The organism is Romboutsia weinsteinii, assembly GCF_002250835.2.
In the GTDB taxonomy this organism is placed as follows: domain Bacteria; phylum Bacillota; class Clostridia; order Peptostreptococcales; family Peptostreptococcaceae; genus Romboutsia_A; species Romboutsia_A weinsteinii.
On the sequence record NZ_NOJY02000027.1, the window covers coordinates 1 to 24,286 of the forward strand.

The following is a 24,286-nucleotide window of genomic DNA, read 5'->3' on the forward strand; positions in this document are numbered from 1 at the left end:
CGTATACTAATTCGATAACTGACATTTGTATATCTCCTCTCAGATTATATAATGATTCATTATATTTTATAATTTATTTTATATCCCAACTCTATTATATTACATTCAAATTTAATTTGATGGGTAAATTTGTTAATTTTTAATATTTTTTATAATATATTTTTTATTTTTGTAAAAATAATAGAGTTAGGTATTAATTTGTATATTAATGTATTACTTCTTTATTAATGAGTGACCAGTCATTTCTGATGGTTGCTCTAAATGCATCATATCAAGGATAGTTGGAGCTATATCAGATAGTCTTCCATCTTCTAATAATGTAGCATTTTTATATTCTTCTCCAGCAACCATAAATGGTACTGGGTTAACAGAGTGAGCTGTTACAGTTTTTCCTGTTTGTGGGTCTAACATATATTCAGCATTACCGTGGTCAGCAGTTATTATTGCACTTCCACCTACTGCTATTAACTTATCTACTAATTTTCCTACACAAGTGTCAACAGTTTCAACTGCCTTAACTGCAGCTTCTATACTTCCTGTATGACCAACCATATCAGGGTTAGCAAAGTTAACAACTATGAAGTCAAACTTATCTTCATCTATTCTTGCCACAACCTTTTCTAATAATTCATCAGCAGACATTTCTGGCTGTAAATCATAAGTTGCAACCTTTGGAGATGGTATTAATAATCTTTCTTCTCCTTGGTTTGGATCTTCCACACCACCGTTGAAGAAGAATGTAACGTGAGCGTATTTTTCAGTTTCAGCAGCTCTTAATTGGTTCTTTCCATTTTTAGCTAAGTATTCACCTAATGTGTTACTTAAAGATTGAGGACCAAATGCTACTTTAACTTCTTTGATAGTTATGTCATACTCAGTTAAACATACAAAGAATGTATCCTTAACTTCTCTTTCAAATCCATCAAATTCTTTACAAACTACTGCTCTAGTTATTTCTCTTGCTCTGTCTGGTCTAAAGTTTGAGAATATTACTGAATCCCCTTCGTTTATAGTTCCAACAGGTGCTCCATCTTTTACTATAACTGTAGGCATAACGAATTCATCATTCTTTCCAGAATCATAAGAGTTTTGGATAGCTTCTATTGCAGAAGTAGCAGTTTCACCTTGACCATTGGCCATTGCATTGTATGCAAGTTCAACTCTTTCCCATCTCTTATCTCTGTCCATTGCATAGTATCTACCACTTACTGTAGCAAATTCACCTACACCAACTTCATCCATAGTTGCTTGAGCTTCTTTAGCATAGTCAAGTGCACTTTGAGGGTCAGTATCTCTACCATCTGTAAATGCATGAACATATACCTTTTCTACACCTTGTTCTTTAGCCATTTTTATTAAGGCTTTAAGATGATCTATATGAGAATGTACTCCACCATCAGATAATAATCCCATGATATGAAGTGCATGATCTTTTGCGTTATCCATAGCTTGGCATAATACTTCATTAGTGAAGAAGTCGCCATCTTCTATTGATTTTGTTACTCTAGTTAAATCTTGATATACTATTCTTCCTGCACCAATATTAGTATGCCCAACTTCTGAGTTACCCATTTGTCCTGGAGGTAGTCCTACATCAAGTCCACTAGCCTTCATTAAAGTACTTGGATATTCTTTAGATATTCTATCTAAGTTTGGAGTATTTGCAGCAGCTACGGCATTACCATTAGTTTGTGCAGTGTACCCATATCCATCCATTATTATTAATGCAACTGGTTTTTTCATGTCTTCTCTCCTTAGAAATTAACAAGCTCTACATAATCGTTAGCAGCTAAACTTGCTCCACCAACTAAAGCTCCATCTATGTCACTTTGACTCATTATTTCAGATACGTTTGCAGGCTTAACGCTTCCACCGTATTGAATTCTAACATCATTAGCTAATTCTCCATATAAACCAGCTATAACTTCTCTTATGTAAGCTATAACATCGTTAGCATCTTCAGCTGTTGCAGTTTTTCCAGTTCCTATAGCCCAGATTGGCTCGTAAGCAACAACAACCTTAGCTAAATCTTCTTTAGAAACATTTTCTAAACCTTTTTCAACTTGAACTTTACAAACTTCTTTAGTTTGAGAAGCTTCTCTTTGCTCTAAAGTTTCACCACAACATAATATTGGATCTATTCCTACTTCTAAAGCTTTTAAAACTTTTTTGTTTACAGTTTCATCAGTTTCATTGAAGTATTCTCTTCTTTCAGAATGTCCTATTACTACATAGTCTATTCCTATTTCTTTTAACATAGCTGGTGCTACTTCTCCTGTGAAAGCTCCGCTTTCTTCGAAGTGCATGTTTTGTGCACCTATCTTTATGTTAGTTCCTTTAGTAGCTTCCTTTAAATCTTTTAAAGCTAAGAAAGGAGCACATATCACTGCATCCACCTCTGTAGTTGTTACTCTATCTTTAACATCATTTACAAACTCTAAAGCTTCAGCTATAGTTTTGTTCATTTTCCAGTTTCCTGCTATTATAGGTTTTCTCATTTTCAATTCCTCCCACGGATAAAATTAAGCTCTAGGAAAGTCTCCCCTATGTAGACTTTCCTATCCTTAATTTTGATTATTTTAAGGTAAGTCTTATCTTTGATAAAACTAACTGTGGTCAATATTTATATTCAATATCGAGTCTAATTTAGACTCTATAGGTATTTACAATTTTATAAGTAACCCTTTAGAGATTACTTGTTGTCTAAAGCAACTATTCCTGGTAACTCTTTACCTTCTAAGAATTCTAAAGAAGCTCCTCCACCAGTAGATACGTGAGTCATGTTGTCTCCGAATCCTAATTGGTTAACAGCTGCAGCAGAGTCTCCTCCACCTATTACTGTAGTAGCATCAGTTAATGCTGCCATAGCTTTAGCAACAGCTAATGTTCCAGCTGCGAAGTTTTCGAATTCGAATACTCCCATTGGTCCATTCCATACTATTGTTTTAGAAGCATTTACTGTATTTACGTATTCTTCTATTGTCTTAGGTCCTATATCTAGTCCCATGTGTCCTTGAGGTATGTTTGCATCTTCAGTTATAACTGGAGCTACATCAGCAAATTTATCACTAACAGCATTGTCTATTGGTAATAATAATTTAACACCTTTAGCTTCTGCTTTATCCATCATTTCTTTAGCGTATTCTACTTTCTCTTCTTCTACTAAAGAAGTTCCTATTTCATAACCTTGAGCTTTTAAGAATGTATAAGCCATTCCTCCACCTATTATTAGGTTATCAACTTTTTCTAATAATTCATTTATAACAGCTATCTTATCCGAAACTTTTGCTCCCCCTAATATAGCTGTGAAAGGTCTTACTGGAGTTGCTACTGCTTCTCCTAAGAACTTTAATTCTTTTTGAATTAAGTATCCACAAGCTCTTTCTTGTAAGAATTCTCCAGCACCTACTGTAGAACAGTGAGCTCTATGAGCAGTACCGAATGCATCATTTACAAATACTTCAGCTAAAGAAGCTAGTTCTTTAGAGAAGTTCTCTTCATTTTTAGTTTCTTCTTTTCTATATCTAGTATTTTCTAATAATACTACATCTCCATTTTCCATCTTTTCAACAGCAGCTTTTGCATTTTCTCCAACAACGTTTTCGTCAGCAGCAAATACTACTTCTTTTCCAAGCATTTCAGATAATCTCTTAGCTACCGGTGCTAAAGATAATTCTGGCTTAGCTTCCCCTTTTGGCTTTCCTAAGTGAGAGCAAAGTATAACTTTAGCTCCGTTTTCTATTAAGTACTTTATTGTTGGTAATGCACCATTTAATCTATTTTCATCAGTTATAACTCCGTCCTTTAAAGGTACATTGAAGTCACATCTTACTAATACTTTTTTTCCGTTCACATTTATATCTTCTATAGTTTTTTTGTTAAGCATTGACATGTTATTTTCTCCTTTTGAAGCGTAATTTTATTCCTCAATATTTAGTATAGCATAATCGTCATTTTTTACCATATAAAGTACGCACTTTTTTTATTTTACCATATGTAGTGTAGCATATTGTATTGTTTAAAAAAGTCCGGAGCCCGTAGCATAAAACTACAAACCCGGACTTGTATAAAATTACTTAGCTAAGTTAGCGAAGTATCCTAAAGTTCTTATTAATTGAGAAGTGTAAGACATTTCATTGTCATACCAAGAAACAACTTTAACTAATTGCTCTCCATTTACTTCCATAACTCTTGTTTGAGTAGCATCGAATAATGATCCGAAATCTATTCCTACTATATCAGAAGATACTAATTCTTCTTCAGTGTATCCGAAAGATTCGTTAGAAGCAGCTTTCATAGCAGCATTTATTTCTTCTACTGTAACTTTTTGTCCTAATGTACAAACTAATTCAGTTAAAGATCCAGTTATAACTGGTACTCTTTGTGCTCCACCGTCTAATTTACCTTTTAATTCAGGTATAACTAAACCTATAGCTTTAGCAGCACCTGTAGTGTTAGGTACTATGTTAGCAGCAGCAGCTCTACCTCTTCTTAAGTCACCTTTAGCATGAGGTCCATCTAATGTATTTTGATCATTAGTGTAAGCATGTATAGTAGTCATGAATCCTTTTTGTAATTCAAATTTATCGTTTAATGTTTTAGCCATTGGTGCTAAACAGTTAGTAGTACAAGAAGCTCCTGATATAACTGTTTCAGTTCCATCTAATACATCGTTGTTTACGTTGAATACTACAGTTTTTACATCTCCTGTTGCAGGTGCAGATATAACAACTTTCTTAGCTCCAGCTTCTAAGTGAAGACCAGCTTTTTCTTGAGAAGTGAAGAATCCAGTACACTCAAGTACTATATCAACATTTAATTCTCCCCATGGTAAGTCTGCTGGATTTCTTTCAGCAGTAACTTTTATTTCTTGTCCGTTAACTACGAAAGCCCCTTCTTTAACATCTATTTCACCAGTGAATCTACCTTGAGCAGTATCATACTTAAATAAGTGAGCTAATGTCTTAGCATCTGTTAAGTCGTTTATTGCAACTACTTCAAACTTATCTGTTTGCTCCATTAATTTTCTTAGAGCTAATCTCCCTATTCTCCCAAAACCGTTTATCGCTACTTTAACCATTGTGTTACCTCCTATAAAAGTAAAAATGTTTTTTGTATATGTTGACTAGCAAGGCTAGTTATTAACTTAATAATTCTAGTATCCTATGTGCGCTTTCTTCATCGCTTATAAGTACTATGTTTTTGTTTATTTTTGATATAGCTATCAGTGCCTCTGCTTTTCTTGTTCCTGCTAATACTGCAATAGTATCTTTAACTTGTTTGAATGTTTCTAAATCTATACCTACTGTATTTAATTTATAAACTATCTCTCCCTCTTGGTTAAAGTAATACCCGAAGGCTTCACCTACTGCTCCTTTAGATAATATTTCTTCCACTTTTTCTTTTGGAAGGTTTCTTCTAGTTGCCATCTCATCGGCTCTACCTACTCCAAATACTAATATGTCAGTTTTTTCTATACTATCTAATGTAGTCTTTATCTCAGGTTCTTTAGTCAATGTTTTCATTGCCTTTTCACCTAGTTCATCAGGTACGTTTAGCAATCTATAGTCACAGTTTAGCTTTTTACTAGCTATTGATACTATATTGTTTGATTGAGTTTCAACATTGATTCCCATACTTCCTCTTGCTGGAACTATAGTTACATTGTTGAATTTTTTATCTGTTTTAATATTCTCTGCAAAAGCAAGCATCGTACTTCCACCAGTCATAGAGACTGTATCTTTATCTTTTAAGATATCTAAGAAATATTCGCTTCCACTTTTTGCAACATCTTTCAATAAGCTGTTATTTTTATCATAACTTCCAGGTACTAAGATTACTTTTCTTATACCAAGCTTATCTCTAAGTTTATCTTGTAGTGTAGAGAGCCCCATTATATCATTCATAACATCCTTAAGCTCTTCTAATAGTTCACTACCTTCTTGTCTTATTGTCATTCCAGATACAGCAACATCTATAAGTCCTTGTTCTTTTAAAAACTCTGTTTCTGATCTTGCTATTCTTTCACTTATATCTAAGACGTTAGCTAGTGTTCTTCTCCCTATTGGCTCACTTAAAGATATTTGTCTTAAGATTGAATATCTTCTTTCCATAAGCTCTATCGCTTGCGGAATTAGTTTTTGTTGAATTTTTAATAGGTCCTTCATTGTGTACTCCTTAATCATTTCTCTTCGGGACTTTTTTTGTCCCTGGTACTTATTTCAGTCCCACAAGATAATTTTATTTTATAGTATATCTCCATGGATTTCAATAGTTTTTAGAATATTTTTCTTTTTTTATTTTTTTAATATTTCTTTCTTTTGCTAGAAGATAGTATTCCCAACTCCTCGCGGTATTTTGCAACTGTTCTCCTTGCTACATTTATTCCTTCTTCTTTTAGTTTTTTAGATATGTATTCATCACTTAGTGGCTTTGATTTATTTTCGTTTTTTATTGTTTCCTGGATTATCTTTTTTATGCTGGTACTCGAAGTAGTACCAGAATCTTCAGTTTCAAGCGCGCTACTGAAGAAATATTTAAATTCATATAATCCAAAAGGTGTTAACATATATTTTCCATTTACACCTCTACTAATAGTAGATTCATGACATTCTAATTCTGAAGCAATATCTTTCATTCTTAATGGCTTTATGTATTTTTCTCCTTTTCGTAAAAACTCATCTTGTGCCTTTATTATTTCCTCTGCGATTCTTAATATAGTAGATTTCCTACTTTCTATATTTTTCATTAAACCTGTAGCTGAATTTAATCTTTCCTTTATGAATTCTTTTGCTTCACTATCAGATTGTGAATTTTTTAGTATTTCTTTGTAGTAATTGTTTATTCTTAGCTTATAGTTATCCTTATCGTTTGAACATATAACGAATTCATCATCAATTTTTTCAACAACAACATCAGGTTGTACATAAACTGTTTTTTCAATAGAACATGCTCTTCCAGGTTTTGGATCTAGCGTTTTTATTATACTTATTAAATTCACACATTTTTGAAGCTGTAAATTATATTTTTTACTAATTTCCTTATATTTATTTGTTGCTATTAAATCTAAATCATGTCTTACTATTTCCTCTAATATATCGTTGTAAATCCCTAAATCATTCATTTGAATAATTAGACATTCTTCTAGGCTTCTAGCACCAACTCCACTTGGCTCTAATTGCTGAATATTAGCCAAGCAATCTTCAAAAACTTCTTTATCTATATTTAAAGCTTCTATTATTTCACTTTCCTCTACTCTTAAATACCCGTCCTCATCTAAACTTTCTATAATATATTCACAAACTTCTCTCTCTAATTTTCTAAGTCTATACAAACTTATCTGAGATAAAAGAGTTTCATATATATTTGATGAGTATTTGACTAAGTTCTCAAAATTAATATCATTATCAGAGTTGAAATTTATCTCATTTTTATCTATATAATGAGTATTTCGTTCAATATCCTTTATATAAGATTCCCAATCTATCTCTGCGCTCTTTTCAGCATCTAATAGTGGATTACTCTCTACTTCCCTCTTGATCTCTTCTTCCAGCTCTAATTTACTCATATTCAATATACTTAATGATTGCTTCAGCTGCGTAGTCATTATTAATTTTTGAGATTGAGTTAGTTGTAAGCTATTATTAAAGTTCATATTCTCACCTCATGACTTTTATTTTAATACAAAAAAATAACCCTATACTAAGATATATTCTAACATTTAAATCATATCTTAGTAAAAGGGTTTTCATATATTGGCAAAATATATTTAATTAATAGGCTGTACCTTAAAATTTAGGCAACTTCATGGCTAAGACACCTAAAATTTATTTATGAATGCATGGCTTATTACTATATATTACTTTTACTTCTTATAATACTGCTATAGCTTCTATTTCTACTACAGCGTCTTTTGGTAGCTGCGCTACTTGAACACAAGATCTTGCTGGTGGATTAGATTCAAAATATGTTTTATATACTTCATTTACAGTATTAAAATCTTTCAGATCCTTTACAAATACTGTTGTTTTGAATATTTTATCCATAGATGTTCCAGCTTCTTCTAGTATTGCTTTTACATTATCCAATGAAGCTTTAGTAGCTTCGCATACATCAGATACTAGCTCTCCAGTTTTCATATCTATTGGCAACTGACCTGATGTGTATACTAGATTTCCAACTATAGTTCCTTGAGAATAAGGCCCTATAGCTCCTGGTGCATTTTTTGTACTAACTATTTTCTTACACATACTTTTTTCCTCCTTTCTATTTTTTTCTATATGGTGTATTACTTAATGGAAGTTGAGTTCTAAACTCCCTATCAAATAAGTAATATGCATTTTGAATAGCTGGAGCTGTTGGTATTGAACAAATTTCCCCTACCCCTTTTGCTCCATAAGCTAATGAATCTTTATTCTTTTCAACAACTATAGCTTTAACCTCTGGTATTTCCGTAGATTTAAATAGACCAAGAGTACCAAATTTAGCCTTCGGAATGCTATTTTCTAGCGGGTAATCTTCAGTTAATGCATATCCAACCGACATTACTACTCCACCCTCAATCTGTCCTTCTAAACTAATAGGATTAATTGCCTTACCTACATCATGAGCAGCTATCATCTTTTTTAATTTTCCATCTTCATTTAAGACAGCTACCTGAGTTGCATATCCATAAGCAACGTGACTTACTGGATTTTCTTTGTCACATCCCATCTTATCTGTCTGGCTAGCATATTCACCGTAGAACTCTTCACCATCTAAATCTTTTAATGTTTTATTTGAAGATAATGCTTCTCTCAATTTCTCTGCCGCCCTTTTTGTTGCTTCTCCTGTGAATACAGTTTGTCTTGAAGCTGTTGTATTTCCTGAATCTGGAGTTACATGAGTGTCAGCTGCTTCATGTATTACATACTCAGGTCGTATGTTTGCTGCCTCACATACCATTTGAGTCATAACAGTTCCAAGCCCTTGACCTATACAAGATGCACTAGTTCTTATATGAACCTTTCCATCTATTATCTTAAGCTTACATCTACCTACATCGGGAATCCCTACTCCTATCCCACTATTTTTCATAGCACAGGCTATTCCTGCATAAGGATATTTTTCGTATTCCTCTTTTACAGCTTCTAGAGTTTCTACTATTGCTGTACCTTCGTCTGCTATTTGACCATTTGGAAGCACCTGACCAGGTCTTATAGCATTTCTGTATCTAATCTCCCAAGGTGAGATTCCTACCATTTCTGCTAGTAGATTTAAATTACATTCTGTTGCAAAACAACTTTGAGTAACTCCAAAGCCTCTAAATGCTCCACCTGGTGGATTGTTCGTATAAACAGCAGTACCTGTTATATCTATATCTTGATAGTTGTATGGTCCGGCTGCATGAGTGCACAGTCTTTGTAATACAGGACCTCCAAGAGATGCATATGCTCCTGTATCAGATATAATAGTAGCTTTCATAGCTGTTAAATATCCATTTTCATCACAAGCTGTAGTAAATTCCATTTCAGTAGCATGTCTTTTGGGATGTATTATAATACTTTCTTTTCTTGTAAGTAATACCTTTACAAATCTCTTTGTGTGATATGCTAAAAGAGCTGCATGATGTTGTACACTCATGTCTTCTTTACCGCCAAAGCCACCTCCTACCATTTTATTTATGACTCTTACTTTCTCGTGTGATAATCCAAGCATGTCTGCACATTCATGCTGTGTAGCAAATACCCCCTGATCTGTAGAGTAAATTATTACTCCATCTTTTCCATAAGGTCCTGCCACAGCACATTCTGGCTCTAAAAATGCATGCTCAGTAAAAGGTGTAGAGTATTTTCTAGTAACAACATGTTTAGAATTTCTTATTTTCTCTTCTGCTGATCCTCTCGATAAATAATCTGTTACTAGTATATTTCCAGTTTCATGTATCTTAGGCGCATCTTCTTTTAGGGCATCTTCAGGGCATGTCATTGGTGTCAATTCTTCATAGTCTATCTTTACTAACTTCTTAGCTTCTTCTAAAGCTTCTTTAGTTTCTGCTGCAACTAATACTATTGCATCACCTAAGTATCTAGTTATCTCACCTTCAGGAATTAACGTGTCCCAATCCTTTTTCAGATGTCCAACTTTTATACTACCCGGAATATCTTTGGCTGTTAAAACTGTAATTACACCTGGATATTTCTTAGCTTCTTCTATATCGATCTTCTTGATTAGTGCCCTAGGATACTTTGTTCTTACTGCAGAGCCATAAGTCATTCCCTCAATTCTTATATCATCCACATATTCAGCTGTTCCCAGTGTCTTTGCTACTGCATCTACTCTATGAAAATTATCACCTACTAGGCCTTTACAATTCACTTTCGGTACATCTATATTTTCTCTAAGTATCTTTGCAGCTAATTCTATTGCTTTGATAATCTTTACATACCCGGTGCATCTGCAGATATTACCTCTTAACGCTTTTTTTATTTCTTCTTCTGTTGGATTATCATTAATATCTAATAATGCCTTTGCACTTATCACCATACCTGGTATGCAAAATCCGCATTGTACAGCTCCCTGGCTAGCAAAAGAGTATGCATATACATCTCTTTCCCTCTCACTCATTCCTTCTATAGTTATAATATTTTTACCAACTAGTTTTTGAGTTGTAAATACACAGGCCTTCATAGCCTTGCCATCTACTATGATCATACAAGTTCCGCAGGCACCTTCTGAGCATCCATTTTTTACAGATGTTATATTCATATCTTCTCTTAAAAACTCTAAAAGTTTTTTATTTTCTTTACTAATAACACTTCTATTATTTAATGTAAATTCAAACATTAATTAGCCCCCTTAATTAGATGACCTTTTTAGGTATACTCCTATTGGTGAATTGCAAGTTACCTTTCCCTCTTTACTAACTTCTACTCCCCTTAAATAAACACGTTCAATCTCACACTTAACTTCATAACCTTCGTATGGTGTATAATCTACATTTTGAACTTGATCTATTGCTTTAATTTTTTTAACTCTGTTAGGATTTAAAACTACTAAATCAGCATCACTACCAACATCTATTGTCCCTTTTTGTGGATAAAGTCCAAATATTTTCGCTGGTTTTGTACACATAACCTCAACCATTCTGTTGATAGTTATTTTGTTTGTGCATACTCCGTAGGTATATAGAAGGCTAATTCTATGCTCAACACCAGGAGATCCATTAGGAATTTTGCTAAAATCATTTATTCCTAGCTCTTTTTGATTTTTATAATTAAACGAACAATGGTCTGTTCCTATCGTATCTATAATTCCCTCTGCTATAAAATTCCACAGTATATCATTATTAGATTTATCTCTAAGAGGAGGTGACATCACATATTTTGCTCCTTCAAATCCATCTAAGTTGTATAACTCTTTGTTTAATAATAGATATTGTGGACAAGTCTCAACTATTACGTCAACTCCTCTTTTCTTAGCTTTAATTACTTCTTCTAAAGCTTCTTCGCAACTTAGATGTACTACATATACTCTTGATCTTGCAACTTCTGCTATCTTCATTAACCTTGAAGTAGCTTCTACTTCTAAGATTTCTGGTCTTGTAAGTTCGTGATATCTTGGGGATATTTTATTTTCTTTAAGAATTTTATTCACAAGTTCACAGATTATATCCCCATTTTCACAATGAAATCCTATAAGAGCACCTATCTCCCTTGATTTTTGTAATGCCTTATAGATAACTCCATCATCAACTTGAAGCAGTCCTTTATAAGCCATATATAATTTAAAAGATGGTATACCTTCGTCTATCATATCATCCATTTCATCACAGATTGAATCATTCCAGTCTGTGATTGCAATATGAAATCCGTAGTCACAGTAGCATTTATCTTCTGCTTTTTTATTCCACTCTGCTAAGGCTTCTTTTAGTGTTTTACCTTTACTTTGAGTCGCAAAGTCTAATATAGTTGTAGTACCTCCAGCTATAGCAGCCCTAGTGCCTGACTCGAAATCATCTGCAGTTTTTGTAGCGCCTGTATCTAAGTCAAAATGAGTATGCGTATCAATTCCACCAGGTATTATATAACTTCCATTTACATCTATAATATTACAACTTTCATCTTGTAGATTTTCTCCTATCTCTACAATCTTTCCGCCTGATACTTTTATATCTGACTCGTAAGTTTTTTTATCAGTTACAATTTTTCCACCTTTTAATATTAGACTCATATAATCGCCACCTTATTTACAAGTTGATAGTGCTCCGTAATTTATTGATAAAGCATCTTTAGGACATCTTGTTACACATAGTCCACATCCAAAGCATTTGTTACTATCTATCTCTAAAGTTTCATCTATTTCTATCGCTTCATAAACACAACTTGTTTTGCATTTTTTACATTTGATACACTTATCTTGATCTACTTCTGGAACTATTGTATGAGTTCTAAATTCTCTATCTATTACTGTTCTATGAGCTAAGCCTTTTATCTCATTTACATCTGTATATCCTTTAGAATCTAAGAATTCGTTTAATTCTTTAGCAATTTTTCCATATACTCCAGGTCCTTTTAATATTGCTTCTGTACATACTTGAACAGCACTAGCTCCTGCCATCATCATCTCTGCAACATCTCTACCACAAGTCACCCCACCTACACCAATTATTGGTATATTTACAACTTGTGATGCTTCATATATACATCTTATTGCCAATGGTCTTATTGGAGCTCCTGATAACCATCCATACCCTGTTTGACTTCCCATTACTGGGTATCCAGTATTAACATCTATAGCCATACATGGACCAAATGAATTTATCATTACAAGCCCATCAGCTCCAGCTTCTTCAACCGCCTTAGCTATTGTTTGTATATCTGTATGAGGGCTCATCTTCATAAATACTGGTACATCTAAAGCTTCTTTTGCTGCTTTTAAAGCATTTACTATTGGAGTTACATCCGTTCCAACATAATGAGTTGATAATTCAACTGCATCTGCATAAGGCTTAACAAGTGGTGCAACTTCAGCTATTTGATCTGCTGTATATCCCATACTTACTATCACAGGGAGTCCAGCACTTTTAGCCTTGATATATTCTTCTTTTATCCATTGCTCTTTAGGAAGCTCTGACCATAATTCAGTATTTAGAAATCCGCTATTTGTGCTTGCCATGCAAGGTCTTGGCACATCTGCTGGTAATACCGATATAGTTTTTGTACATATTCCTCCAGCTCCACCTTTTGCAGCCTCTATACATAGATCTCCATCTTTTGCTCCTGGACCTGCAGCTGTCATTACTGGATTTGAAAATTCCATTCCATATATGTTAACTTTTAAATTTGCCATTTTGTATCCCCCTAAATTATTTATTTAATGTTTTATCTTAATTTACATCTTTATAATTAAAAAGTAGATTCAGTACTATTGCACATATACTACCACTTGTTATTCCACTACTTAAAATTGTCTGGATAACTCCTTGTGGAAAATTCGCATAAAAATCTGGAACTGCAATCGGAATCATTGCAACGGCTATACTCACACAGAATATAAGCCCATTTTTTGTTCCATTAAATTCTACTTGTTTTATACTATTAATCCCTGCTGATATTATCATCCCAAACATTACAAGACCTGCTCCACCTAGAACTGGGTATGGTATTGATGCTATTATAGCTGCAAATTTTGGTATAATACCTAGAACTAATAATATGACTCCTGCCATTATAGTTATTTTGGTTCCCTTTATACCTATCATACTTGCTATACCTAAGTTCTGAGCACAAGGTGCTTGAGGGAATGTATTAAATATTCCTGCTACCATGCAAGATAATCCATCTGTTCTTAGTGCTTTTGTAACCTTCTTCTCAGTAACATCGTCTCCAAATATATCGTGAATTGCAACAGTGTTTCCAGTTGAAGCAATCATCATAATAAACATTACAACTATCATGGATACGATTGCCGACATATCAAACTGAGGAGGTCCAAAGAAGAATGGTTTTGGAATAGAGAATAGTCCTGCTGAATTAACCATTGTAAAATCAAACTTACCAATTACTATTGAAATTATAGTTCCAAGTATTATTCCAATAAGTATTGCCATACTACCTAGTGTTTTACCACCCCATTTATTTAAGGCTACTATTATTAACAAAACACTAAATGAAAGCATTATATTTCCTACACTTCTATAATCAGGAGCAGTCACAACACCTCCTGCACACCACCTAACTGCAATAGGGATTAAATATATTCCCATTAAAGTAATTATTGTTCCTGTAACTATTTTAGGGAAGAATCTTAGTAACTTACTAAAAATAGGTGCTATTAAAAAACAGAATAAACCTGCAATTATCGTTGATGTAAATATTATGCTAAGTGCCCTACCTTCTCCAATAGAACTAGATGCAATTATAACAAGCATAGTAGAAGTAGGGTTTGCACTTGCTCCTAGCATAAGAGGCATTCTTACACCTATAAATTCTTTAAGTCCAATACTTTGAATCAATGTGGCTATTCCAGATACAAAAAGTGTCGCACTTATAAGTATCATCATCTCAATACTTGTAACCTTAGCTTCATTTCCTATCATTATGGGTACTGCTAATATACCTGCACACATACCAAATACATGCTGTAACCCATAAATAAATGCTTTAGAATTAGTTAAAACATTCTCTGAGTCACTTGCCTTACTAACATTAAAAACCGGGCCCTCACTCATTTTATCTTTCTCCAATCAACAGTTAAATTCTATTCCATAATTTTTTAGATACTTCTCTTGATTTTGAAAGTATTTCACTTTCATCTATATTTACTAATTCTCTATCTTTCATAAGTACTTTTCCATTAATTATTGTTGTATCTACACTTCTTCCACTCATTCCAAATATTATATGCCCTCCTAAAGTATTTTCTGTTAATGGCGTATGCGGAGTATAATCTACTACTATTACGTCTGCATAGGCACCTTTTTTTATTATTCCTAGATCATTTTTAAAGTAGGCTTTAGCTATTTTTGTATTATTATCAAACAACATCTTTTGACCTTCTCCAAAACCAACTCTAGGGTCACATAGATGATGTTTATGTATTATGTTTGCTACCTTAAGAGATTCAAACATATCACTTGTGTACCCATCGGTTCCCAGTCCTACTGTTATTCCCTTCTTAAGTAGCTCTATAGCCGGAGAGCATCCTACTGCATTTCCCATGTTTGATTCAGGGTTATGAACTACAAAAGTATTTGTATCTTTTAGTAAATTTATTTCTGCTGAATTTACATGTATGCAGTGAACTGCTATAGTCTTCTCCTTTAACACTCCAAAGTCCATAAGTCTTTCTACTACTCTTTTTCCATGATTTTGAAGATTATAATGAAGATCTGCTATTCCTTCAGCTGCGTGAACATGGTATCCAGTATCTAGACCTTCCATTTCTGTCGCACATTTATTTAATGTGTCATCAGATAGTGTAAATGCTGCATGAAGCCCAAACATTCCCTTAACCATATCACTTTTGTCGTCTTGAGCATATTTTATGAAATCTACATTTTCCTTTATTCCTTGATCAATTGTAAGTCCACCATCTCTATCAGATACTTCATAGCAAAGACAAGTTCTAATACCAAGTTCCTTTGCTACATCATTTATTACAAATAAGCTTCCTTCTATAGCATTTGGGCTTGCATGATGGTCAAATACTGTAGTTACACCATTTTTTATACACTCTATATAAGTTGAGTATGCGCTATATTTAGTGTCTTCTAAGGCAAGCTGTTTATCTAGCTTCCACCATAGATTTTCTAATATTTCTGAGAAGTTTTCTGATGGTTTTCCTGTTACTGACATACCTCTGGCAAATGAACTATATATATGCATATGAGAGTTTATAAGCCCTGGCATTATTACTTTTTTATTAGCATCTATATATTCATGATTAGGATATTTCGATTTCATATCTGTTGTCGAACCAATATCCTCAATCTTATTTTCGTTGATAACTATACATCCATCTTCCATATATGGGTTTAGATTGTCTTGAGTAATCATCCTTCCATTTCCAACTAAAATCATAGATTAGTGCCCCCTTAAAACTTTACCTGCTTTAATATGATTGTACTTCCCCTCTTCAATTACACAGTCTCCATTAATAATTACATAATCTATTCCAGTTGGATATTGCATAGAGTCTATATAATCATCACATCCACTCACTATGTCTTTATCAAATATAACTATATCTGCATAGTAGCCCTCTTTAATCTGTCCTCTATTTTCTATACTGAAGCTTTCTGCTGCCTTTTTAGTCATTTTGTTTACTGCTTCTTCAAGCTCTAATACACCTAACTCTCTTACATATCTTCCTAGTATTTTAGGGAATGATCCATATGCTCTTGGATGTGGCTTTCCTGATAAAAGTCCATCTGTGCAAACATTCTGTTCTTCTCTTTTCATGAATTGTATTATATGTTCTTCCAATCCATAAAAATCTACCATTCCCACTGCATTCTCTTCCTCTAATAATAAATCAAAGGTTGCATCTAATGGGTCTATCTTCTTTTCTTGTCCTAGCTCCAATAAGTTTTTGCCTATAGCACTTTTGTTTTTTTCTGTCTTCACACTGGTTACAAATATCTGATCTATACCAGCAAATTGTATAAAGTTATCCCACCCGTCAATTCCATTTGCTATATCATCTTTCATTCTTTGTCTTTGCTCTTTATCTTTTAATCTTTCAAGTAGCTTATCTGTTCCACCTGAGTGAGCCCATGGAGGTAACACCACTCCAAGCATTGTACTTCCTGCTGCATAGGGATATTGGTCAAAGGATACTTTTACCCCACCTTTCTTAGTATTTTCTAGAAGCTCTATAACCTGTGGGATGTATTTCCAATTATCTTTACCACATACTTTAAAATGAGAGAAATGAACTTTTACACCAGATTCTTTTCCTATTTCTATAATTTCCTCCATAGATTTTAAGATTGTATCTGCTTCGCTTCTTTGATGTACTACAAATACTCCATCATATTTAGCAACTACCTTACACATTTCAATAATTTCTTCAGTCATAGAGTAAGCGCACGGTATATATATAAGTCCAGTTGATAACCCTATAGCACCTGCTTTTAATTCTCTTTCTGTGATTTCACACATTTTTTGAATCTCTTCTTTCGTAGCAGGTCTATCCTCTAGTCCCATAGCTTCCATTCTTATATTTCCATGAGGTACTAGGTAAGCTTCATTTAAACCTACTCCTTTTTGTTCCATCATGTCTAAATATTTTGCTGTAGTTTCATATTCCCAATTTATTTCGTCACTCTCACCATCTAAACCAGCTAGATTTTTTCTCCACGAAGATATATATTCCTTTGGTAAAGGGGCCATGGATATTCCATCTTGCCCCAGTACTTCAGTTGTTATGCCTTGTCTTATCTTGACTTCATTATATGGATTAACTAAAATCATTAGGTCTGAATGGCTATGAGTATCTATAAAACCTGGGCATACTACTCTGTTTCTTGCATCTATTACTTTATCTGCACACTCGTCTATTTCAGATGATATTTTTATAATTTTGTCATCTTCTATCAATAAATCTCCCTTGTATGCTTTAGTTTTATTTCCATCAACTATAAGCCCATGTTTGACTAATGTTCTCACAAAACCATCTCCCAATTATTTTTTATAAACTGATTTTAGTATTCCATAGTATCCTTTTGCTCCTGTACATAATTGTTCAATTTCCATATACTCATCTATAGTATGAGCAAGATTTTCTTTAGATGGACCAAAACCTATAGTTTTTATTCCAGCTTCACCTGCATAGTGGCTACCATTTGTACAGAATGAATATTGAGTTATTTCTGGATCTATTCCAGCTTCTTTTAATCCCTTATATGCAGCTTGCACAAATTCATCTTGTTCATCATATAACCATCCTGGGAAGAATCTTTCTCCTTCTATTATGTTTCCTGTGTAACAAGTCTCTCTCCCTATAGCATAAGATGCTTTTGCATTTAGCTCAGAGTCTTCTCTCATCATTTCTTCTAATAACTCTTGTATCGGTGCTAATACACTCTCTTTCGTTTCACCTACTAATAATCTTCTATCAAAAGTAGCTTTACAGTAATCTGGTACTACTGATGCTCCTGGATATGGAGATGATTTTATATCTGTTAAAACTAGTATCCCATCTCCTAATTCTTTATGAGTTGGAGGTACTAATTGTTGTATTCTGTCTATTATCTTACTCATTTTATAAACTGCATTGATTCCTTTATGTGGATTAGCAGAGTGAGCTGGTTTTCCAAAAGTCTCTACAACTATTTCACCTCTGCCTCTTTGACCTATCTTCAGATTTAATTCTGAAGATTCACCTATTACAACATAATCTGGATTTACAGCTTCACTTATTTTTCTAGCTGCTATCCCTTCAAATATCTCTTCATGTACAACACCTGCTACATAAAGTTCTCCTTCAAAATCTCTATTGGTATCTTCTGCAAAATAAGATATCGCTGACATCATAGCACTTACTTGACCCTTCATGTCAGAAGTTCCTCTTCCGTAGATTTTTCCATCTTTTATTAGACCTTCAAAAGGTGGTACACTCCACTTAGTTTCATCAGGTACTGGTACTGTATCTATATGACCATCAAATAATATCTTTTTACCTGGTTTATTTCCTTTTATACAACCTATAACATTTCCATACTCATCTCTAAACCAGTTATCAAATCCCAATTTTTCAAAGTTTTTTTCTATAGCTTTTACTACATTTTCCTCTTTGCCTGAATAGCTAGAATTTCTTATTAGGTCCTGGCATAATTGAATTAATTGTTGCTCTCTCGCTTCATTTAACACTTTATGTTCCCCCTTATAAATATTATTTTTTATATACTTTGGCATTCTCCATCCCAAACTATGCTCTTGTATTTATCTGGATCTGTATCCCCTTCCGTGCTTAATAACAATACTTTTGAATTTTCATCTAATTTTAATGCTTCCTTTAAATCCTGTAGATTTTTATCTTCCATTATAGTAGCTAATAATCCAGTAGTTACTGCTCCTGATTCTCCTGATATTATCCTTTCATCTCCTCTTACTGGACTAGAAAGTATTCTCATACCTTTTGCAGACACCCAATCTGGCGCAGATACAAAAGCTTCAGAGTAATTCTTTAAGATTTCAAATCCTATAGTATTTGGCTCTCCACAAGCAAGACCAGCCATTATTGTTTGCATATCTCCCCCTACAAATCTCGGCTTACCATCTCCTGCCTCAGCAGATTTATAATAACAATCAGCTTGATCCGCTTCTACTACTATAGTTATAGGACACTCATCAAACTCTGCTGCTACATATCCTTGTACAGCCCCAGCAAGCGATCCTACTCCAGCTTGAAGGAATACATGTGTAGGTCTTTCTACTCCATATTCTTTTAATTGTTCTACAGCTTCTTTAGCCATAGTCCCATAACCTTGCATTATCCATGCAGGAATATCCTCATAACCTTCCCAAGCAGTATCCTGAACTACCAAACCATTTACTTTATTTGCGTTTTCTACTGCCAATCTAACTGCATCGTCATAGTTTAAATCAGTTATACTAGCTTCTGCACCTTCCGCTTTAATATTATTTAATCTAGTAAGAGTTGACCCTTTTGGCATGTATACTACAGATTTTTGCTTTAATTTATTTGCCGTCCATGCTACACCTCTACCGTGATTTCCATCTGTAGCTGTAAAGAATGTTATATCTCCCAATTCTTTTCTTACTTCATCTGATATTAACTTCTCATACGGTAACTCAGATATATCCTTACCTAATCTATCAGCCATATATCTAGCCATTGCAAAAGATCCACCAAGAACCTTAAATGCATTTAAATCAAATCTATGTGATTCATCTTTTAAGTAAACTCCGCCAACACCTAGTGACTTAGCTAAGTTTTCTAAGTTTACTAATGGAGTTCTTTTATATTGAGGAAAGCTTTCATGAAACTTTATAACGTTGGTAATTTCCTCATCTCTTAAAAATTCGATACCTTTTTCTCTATCATCTGATTTCGGTAAATTATTTAACTTCCATTTTATTTCTCCCATTTCATTTCTCCTTTTGATAAATTTTACAATTTTATATAAAGCAATTGCTGTGCCAAATTAAAAATTTCCCAATAAAAAGTATTTTACTTTATTTCTTAAAATACTTAAAAATAGCTATATCACTATAGTCTAACGATCAAAAAATAAAATACTTTTCTTTATACCACCATATATATTGATTATTTTTTAATGATATGTACTTTATCTTTATACTTATAAATAAAAAAATTCTCATATTAATAAATTTTATCAATATGAGAATTCTTATTTTGAGAATTTAAGGTATTTAGTTTTCTTCTAACTTCCTATATAAGGTTGCTAATCCTATTCCAAGTTTTTTAGCAATCTCTTTTTTAGTTTTAGTAGTTCGTCCATACTTATCTAATAGTTTATTTATATAAATTAATTCTAGATCTTTAATTGATATTATTTTTCCTTCATATTTCATTATTTCATCATCTATCTCTTGTAAATTTACATCTAAGCAACCTTCGTCGTCACATACTTGAACCAACATATTTTTCTTTTTATAGTAGTTAATTATATCTATAGGAAGCATATCCGTAGTTATAATTCCATCTTCTCCGACTAAATTCATCATATATTCAATTGCATTCTCCAATTCCCTTATATTTCCCGGCCAATAATAATTTTCTAACATTTTTATAACTGAGTCTTCTATTTTATATAAATTAATATTTAATTCTACAGAGTATTTTGGCATAAACATATTTATTAAGTCTTTAATATCTTCTTTTCTCTCTCTAAGAGGAGGTAAATTTATAGGTATTACATTTAATCTATAATACAGATCATCTCTATATAAACCTTCACTTACAAGCTTTAATAAGTCTTTGTTAGTAGCTGCAATTACCTTTATGTCTAAATCTATAAGCTTATTGGATCCTATCCTTGCAAATTTTCGTTCTTGTAAAACTCTAAGTAGCTTGGCTTGTAGATGAAATGATAAATCCCCTATTTCATCTAAAAATATAACTCCCATATTTGCAAACTCAAATTTACCTATTTTACCACTGTTACTAGCTCCACTAAATGCTCCTTTAACATATCCAAATAGTTCACTCTCAAGTAAGTTTTCTGGTATTGCTGCACAATTTATGGCTATAAATGGCTTGTTTCTTCTATTACCCTCAGCATGTATAGCTCTTGCTATCAGCTCTTTTCCAGTTCCACTTTCCCCTGTTATCAGTACTGTTGAGTTTGATTTTGATAACTTCTTTATTCTATGCTTTATACTTTGCATCACATATGAGTTTCCGACTATAGATTCTATATTATTAATTCCCCAATTGGTATTAATATTCTGAGGTAGTTCTACTTGTTCATTAACCTTATCAAATATTATTATTTTATCGTAAGATTTTATATATGGATATACTGGTATTGTTTTAGCTGTAATTTTATATTGGTTGCCTCCTATATTGATAGTAATAAGTTCTTTACCATTTGTATAACTTTCGCAGTTTATAATATTTAATACCTCTCCAATTTGATTATTACTTAGCTTTAAACATTTTATAGCAATATCATTTATATAAGATATTTTGTGTTGAGTGTCTAATATCAAGATACTCTTTTCTACATTATTAATTACTTCATGAAACATTTGCATTTTTTTACTATTATCTTTGTTGACTTCATGCTCTTCTATTTTCATAGATATCAAGTCACAAATATTCTCTATAAAAGGTAAATAAGAATCTATCTTGCTTTTTATATGTTTCTTCTTTTCTATATCTGTGCTTACAGCTCCTACTACACCTATCGTTTGATTATCATATTTTATTGGTACAACTATAATAGATTTATTTATACATTGCTCAAAATTGCTACACTCTACACAAGAGCTATTCTTTTCTATATCTAATACTACTACCTCTTTACTAGTCTCAAGCACCTCGCTATAAATATTTCCCTCAGTAATAACATTTTCATTTACTTTGTTTTTGTAGATACCCGTTCCACCTATTCTAATCAATTTATCATCAACTATTTCTATGTCTATATTTAAAACACTGGCTATTATCTCTATGTATTTTTCTATATAGCTTTGAAACTGCTTTAATCTACTCTCCATAAAATCCCCCTGTTAAATATCCTTAAATTTATTTCTCCCCATTACTTTATTTATATTTTAACATATTTAAATATTTTAATTGCACCAAAAAAATGTGAGACTACTTAATTAAAAGCCATCTCACATTTTATAATTTATATTAATTACATATTATTTAATAATTCTAGTAATTCCTCTTCAGTATATTGATACTTTCTATTACAGAATTGGCATCCTACTTCAGCTTGCTTATCTTCTTCTATTATTTGAGATAATGCTGTCTTACCTATAGATACTAATGCTCCTTGTACTCTTTCCTTTGAACATTCACATTCAAATTTAACATCACAAGTATCTAGTATTCTTGGTTCTAATCCTTCTAATACTATATCTAATATTTGTTCTGGAGTATTTCCATCCTTTAACATATTAGTTATAGATTGAAGCTTAGCTACGTTTTCTTCTAATTTAACTATAGTTTCCTCAGTTGCATCTGGCATTAATTGAACTATAAATCCACCTGCATGTTCTACTTCATATTCAGTAGTAAGTACACCTAATGATACTACAGACGGTGTTTGCTCTGATAATGCAAAGTAATATGTGAAGTCTTCTGCTATTTCACCACTTACTAATGGATAAGCACCGTTGTAAGGTTCTCTTAGTCCTAAATCTTTTATAACCTTAACTACTCCAGCATTTCCTACAGCTGCAGCTACATTTAATTTTCCATTTTCATAATCTGGTACTTCTACCTTTGGGTTAGATACGTATCCTTTAACTGTACCATTTACATCTGATGTTGCAAGTATAGTACCTATTGGTCCTCCACCCTTTATTATTACAGAAACTTTATCACCTTTATTTTTCATCATTAACCCCATTATAGATGTTGCAGTTAATGTTCTTCCTAAAGCTGCTGTTGCTACCTTAGTAGTCTCATGTAATGATCTTCCTTCTTCTACCATATTTTTAGTAGTTGCTACAAAGGCTCTTATTTGACCTTCGCCTGCTGTTGCTCTTACTACATAATCTTTCATTGTATTCCTCCCATAAGCTGCCTATTATTTTCTACAAACAAAGAATATTCTTTGACTATCTTCTTTTGGACTTTCAAGCTTGAAATCTCCATAAACTTTTATATTTTTAAATCCTGCTTCTTCAAGCATCTCTACTATTTCATCTTCAGTATAAGCTCTTTGTTGATGAACTTCTTCAAATCTATCAAATTTACCATCTTCATCTTTAACGAAGAATGCTAACTCCATCTCTACTAGATTTTCCTCATCATCAAAGTAATTTTGCCACATATAAGCCACATCTTCTCTATTTTCTCCATATGTATTATTACCTAATACAGTAGAAAGCTTATAGAATGAACTTATGTCAAATATAAATATACCTTCTTCTTTTAATAACTCATGAGTCTTAGCAAATACATTTTCTAAATCGTCATCATAAGTTATGTAATTAAATCCATCACAAGCACAAAGTACACAGTCTAAATTTATGATGTCAAAGTCTAGTTCAGCTATATCTTGTTGAAGTAAAACTAATTCTACACCTTCTTTTTCTGCCTTTTCTCTTGCAACACTAAGCATCTCATCAGATATATCAATTCCTGCTATATCATAGTTCTTCTTAGTAAGCGGTATAGTTAAGTTTCCTGTTCCACATGCTAGTTCTAAAATATTTTGTACCTGTGCATTTTCATCTTTTATTATATCTTCTATATATCTAACCCATCCATCATAATCAACTTCATTCATAAGTTCATCATAAATAAATGCAAAATCTCTATACTGATCCATCCTCTTTATTTTGCTCCTCTTCCATCTTTTTCTTTTGCTTCTTTCGAGATGTAAGCATTCCGCCTATTCGTCCAGCTTCTTTAGCAGTAAGACCTGCCCATCCACTTTCGCTTACTTTGTCTAATAAGCCCAGTTCTGATGCTATCTCATACTTCATTATATCATTATCTGTCAATATTTTCGCTTTCTTACTTCCGCTCTTTTTAGTCTTTGCCTCTTTATTTATACTATCTTTTTTTAAATTTTCATTTTCCATAAAAACACCCCTTCTCTTTTGTATTTTTGTCATTTCTTTAAAATTTA

19 protein-coding genes are annotated in these 24,286 nt (G+C 32.8%); all 19 read right to left on the reverse strand.

Translation table 11 applies throughout. The features are described from left to right. Positions 1–213 precede the first annotated feature (213 nt). Positions 214–1,743 (reverse strand): 2,3-bisphosphoglycerate-independent phosphoglycerate mutase, encoded by a 1,530-nt coding sequence (gene gpmI / locus CHL78_RS13410; protein WP_094369722.1) that lies wholly within the window; start codon positions 1,741–1,743, stop codon positions 214–216. Between the two features lie 11 nt (positions 1,744–1,754). Further along, entirely contained in the window at positions 1,755–2,498 is a 744-nt protein-coding gene (tpiA, locus tag CHL78_RS13415; RefSeq protein WP_094369721.1) for a triose-phosphate isomerase, read from the reverse strand. 194 nt (positions 2,499–2,692) lie between these two features. Next, complete coding sequence (locus tag CHL78_RS13420; protein ID WP_094369720.1) at positions 2,693–3,892, reverse strand: phosphoglycerate kinase; 1,200 nt, start codon at positions 3,890–3,892, stop codon at positions 2,693–2,695. Between the two features lie 180 nt (positions 3,893–4,072). After that, positions 4,073–5,080 (reverse strand): type I glyceraldehyde-3-phosphate dehydrogenase, encoded by a 1,008-nt coding sequence (gap, locus tag CHL78_RS13425; RefSeq protein WP_094369719.1) that lies wholly within the window; start codon positions 5,078–5,080, stop codon positions 4,073–4,075. A 61-nt stretch (positions 5,081–5,141) separates the two neighbouring features. Then, positions 5,142–6,167: a sugar-binding transcriptional regulator gene (locus CHL78_RS13430; protein WP_094369718.1), complete on the reverse strand. Its 1,026-nt coding sequence runs from the start codon at positions 6,165–6,167 to the stop codon at positions 5,142–5,144. Between the two features lie 137 nt (positions 6,168–6,304). Continuing rightward, the gene (rpoN, locus tag CHL78_RS13435; RefSeq protein WP_094369717.1) at positions 6,305–7,654 is read right to left on the reverse strand and encodes an RNA polymerase factor sigma-54; all 1,350 of its coding nucleotides are present in this window, start codon (positions 7,652–7,654) and stop codon (positions 6,305–6,307) included. 217 nt (positions 7,655–7,871) lie between these two features. Beyond that, a complete protein-coding gene (locus tag CHL78_RS13440) occupies positions 7,872–8,249 on the reverse strand; it encodes a RidA family protein (protein ID WP_094369716.1) in 378 nt (125 codons plus the stop codon). A 16-nt stretch (positions 8,250–8,265) separates the two neighbouring features. Continuing rightward, positions 8,266–10,824, reverse strand: a complete 2,559-nt coding sequence (gene xdh / locus CHL78_RS13445) for a selenium-dependent xanthine dehydrogenase (RefSeq protein ID WP_094369715.1) — start codon at positions 10,822–10,824, stop codon at positions 8,266–8,268. A 12-nt stretch (positions 10,825–10,836) separates the two neighbouring features. Continuing rightward, a complete protein-coding gene (gene hydA / locus CHL78_RS13450) occupies positions 10,837–12,210 on the reverse strand; it encodes a dihydropyrimidinase (protein ID WP_094369714.1) in 1,374 nt (457 codons plus the stop codon). Positions 12,211–12,222: 12 nt separating this feature from the next. Continuing rightward, a complete protein-coding gene (locus CHL78_RS13455; RefSeq protein ID WP_094369713.1) occupies positions 12,223–13,329 on the reverse strand; it encodes a 4Fe-4S dicluster-binding protein in 1,107 nt (368 codons plus the stop codon). Positions 13,330–13,366: 37 nt separating this feature from the next. Further along, on the reverse strand, positions 13,367–14,710 hold the full coding sequence (locus CHL78_RS13460) for a nucleobase:cation symporter-2 family protein (RefSeq protein WP_094369712.1): 1,344 nt from the start codon (positions 14,708–14,710) through the stop codon (positions 13,367–13,369). A 22-nt stretch (positions 14,711–14,732) separates the two neighbouring features. Continuing rightward, positions 14,733–16,061, reverse strand: coding sequence for a putative aminohydrolase SsnA (gene ssnA / locus CHL78_RS13465; protein WP_094369711.1), 1,329 nt, complete (start codon positions 16,059–16,061; stop codon positions 14,733–14,735). A gap of 3 nt (positions 16,062–16,064) precedes the next feature. Then, complete coding sequence (locus tag CHL78_RS13470) at positions 16,065–17,651, reverse strand: N-acyl-D-amino-acid deacylase family protein (protein ID WP_094369710.1); 1,587 nt, start codon at positions 17,649–17,651, stop codon at positions 16,065–16,067. A gap of 15 nt (positions 17,652–17,666) precedes the next feature. Then, positions 17,667–18,854, reverse strand: coding sequence for a YgeY family selenium metabolism-linked hydrolase (locus CHL78_RS13475; RefSeq protein WP_094369825.1), 1,188 nt, complete (start codon positions 18,852–18,854; stop codon positions 17,667–17,669). 29 nt (positions 18,855–18,883) lie between these two features. Next, complete coding sequence (gene dpaL, locus CHL78_RS13480) at positions 18,884–20,095, reverse strand: diaminopropionate ammonia-lyase (protein ID WP_094369709.1); 1,212 nt, start codon at positions 20,093–20,095, stop codon at positions 18,884–18,886. A gap of 286 nt (positions 20,096–20,381) precedes the next feature. Further along, positions 20,382–22,193, reverse strand: coding sequence for a sigma 54-interacting transcriptional regulator (locus CHL78_RS13485; RefSeq protein ID WP_094369708.1), 1,812 nt, complete (start codon positions 22,191–22,193; stop codon positions 20,382–20,384). A gap of 143 nt (positions 22,194–22,336) precedes the next feature. Continuing rightward, on the reverse strand, positions 22,337–23,212 hold the full coding sequence (gene hslO, locus CHL78_RS13490; protein WP_094369707.1) for an Hsp33 family molecular chaperone HslO: 876 nt from the start codon (positions 23,210–23,212) through the stop codon (positions 22,337–22,339). Positions 23,213–23,236: 24 nt separating this feature from the next. Next, the gene (locus tag CHL78_RS13495) at positions 23,237–23,983 is read right to left on the reverse strand and encodes a class I SAM-dependent methyltransferase (protein WP_094369706.1); all 747 of its coding nucleotides are present in this window, start codon (positions 23,981–23,983) and stop codon (positions 23,237–23,239) included. Then, positions 23,970–24,239 (reverse strand): small, acid-soluble spore protein, alpha/beta type, encoded by a 270-nt coding sequence (locus CHL78_RS13500; RefSeq protein ID WP_094369705.1) that lies wholly within the window; start codon positions 24,237–24,239, stop codon positions 23,970–23,972. Before CHL78_RS13500 ends, CHL78_RS13495 begins: the two co-directional genes overlap by 14 nt. Positions 24,240–24,286 lie beyond the last annotated feature (47 nt).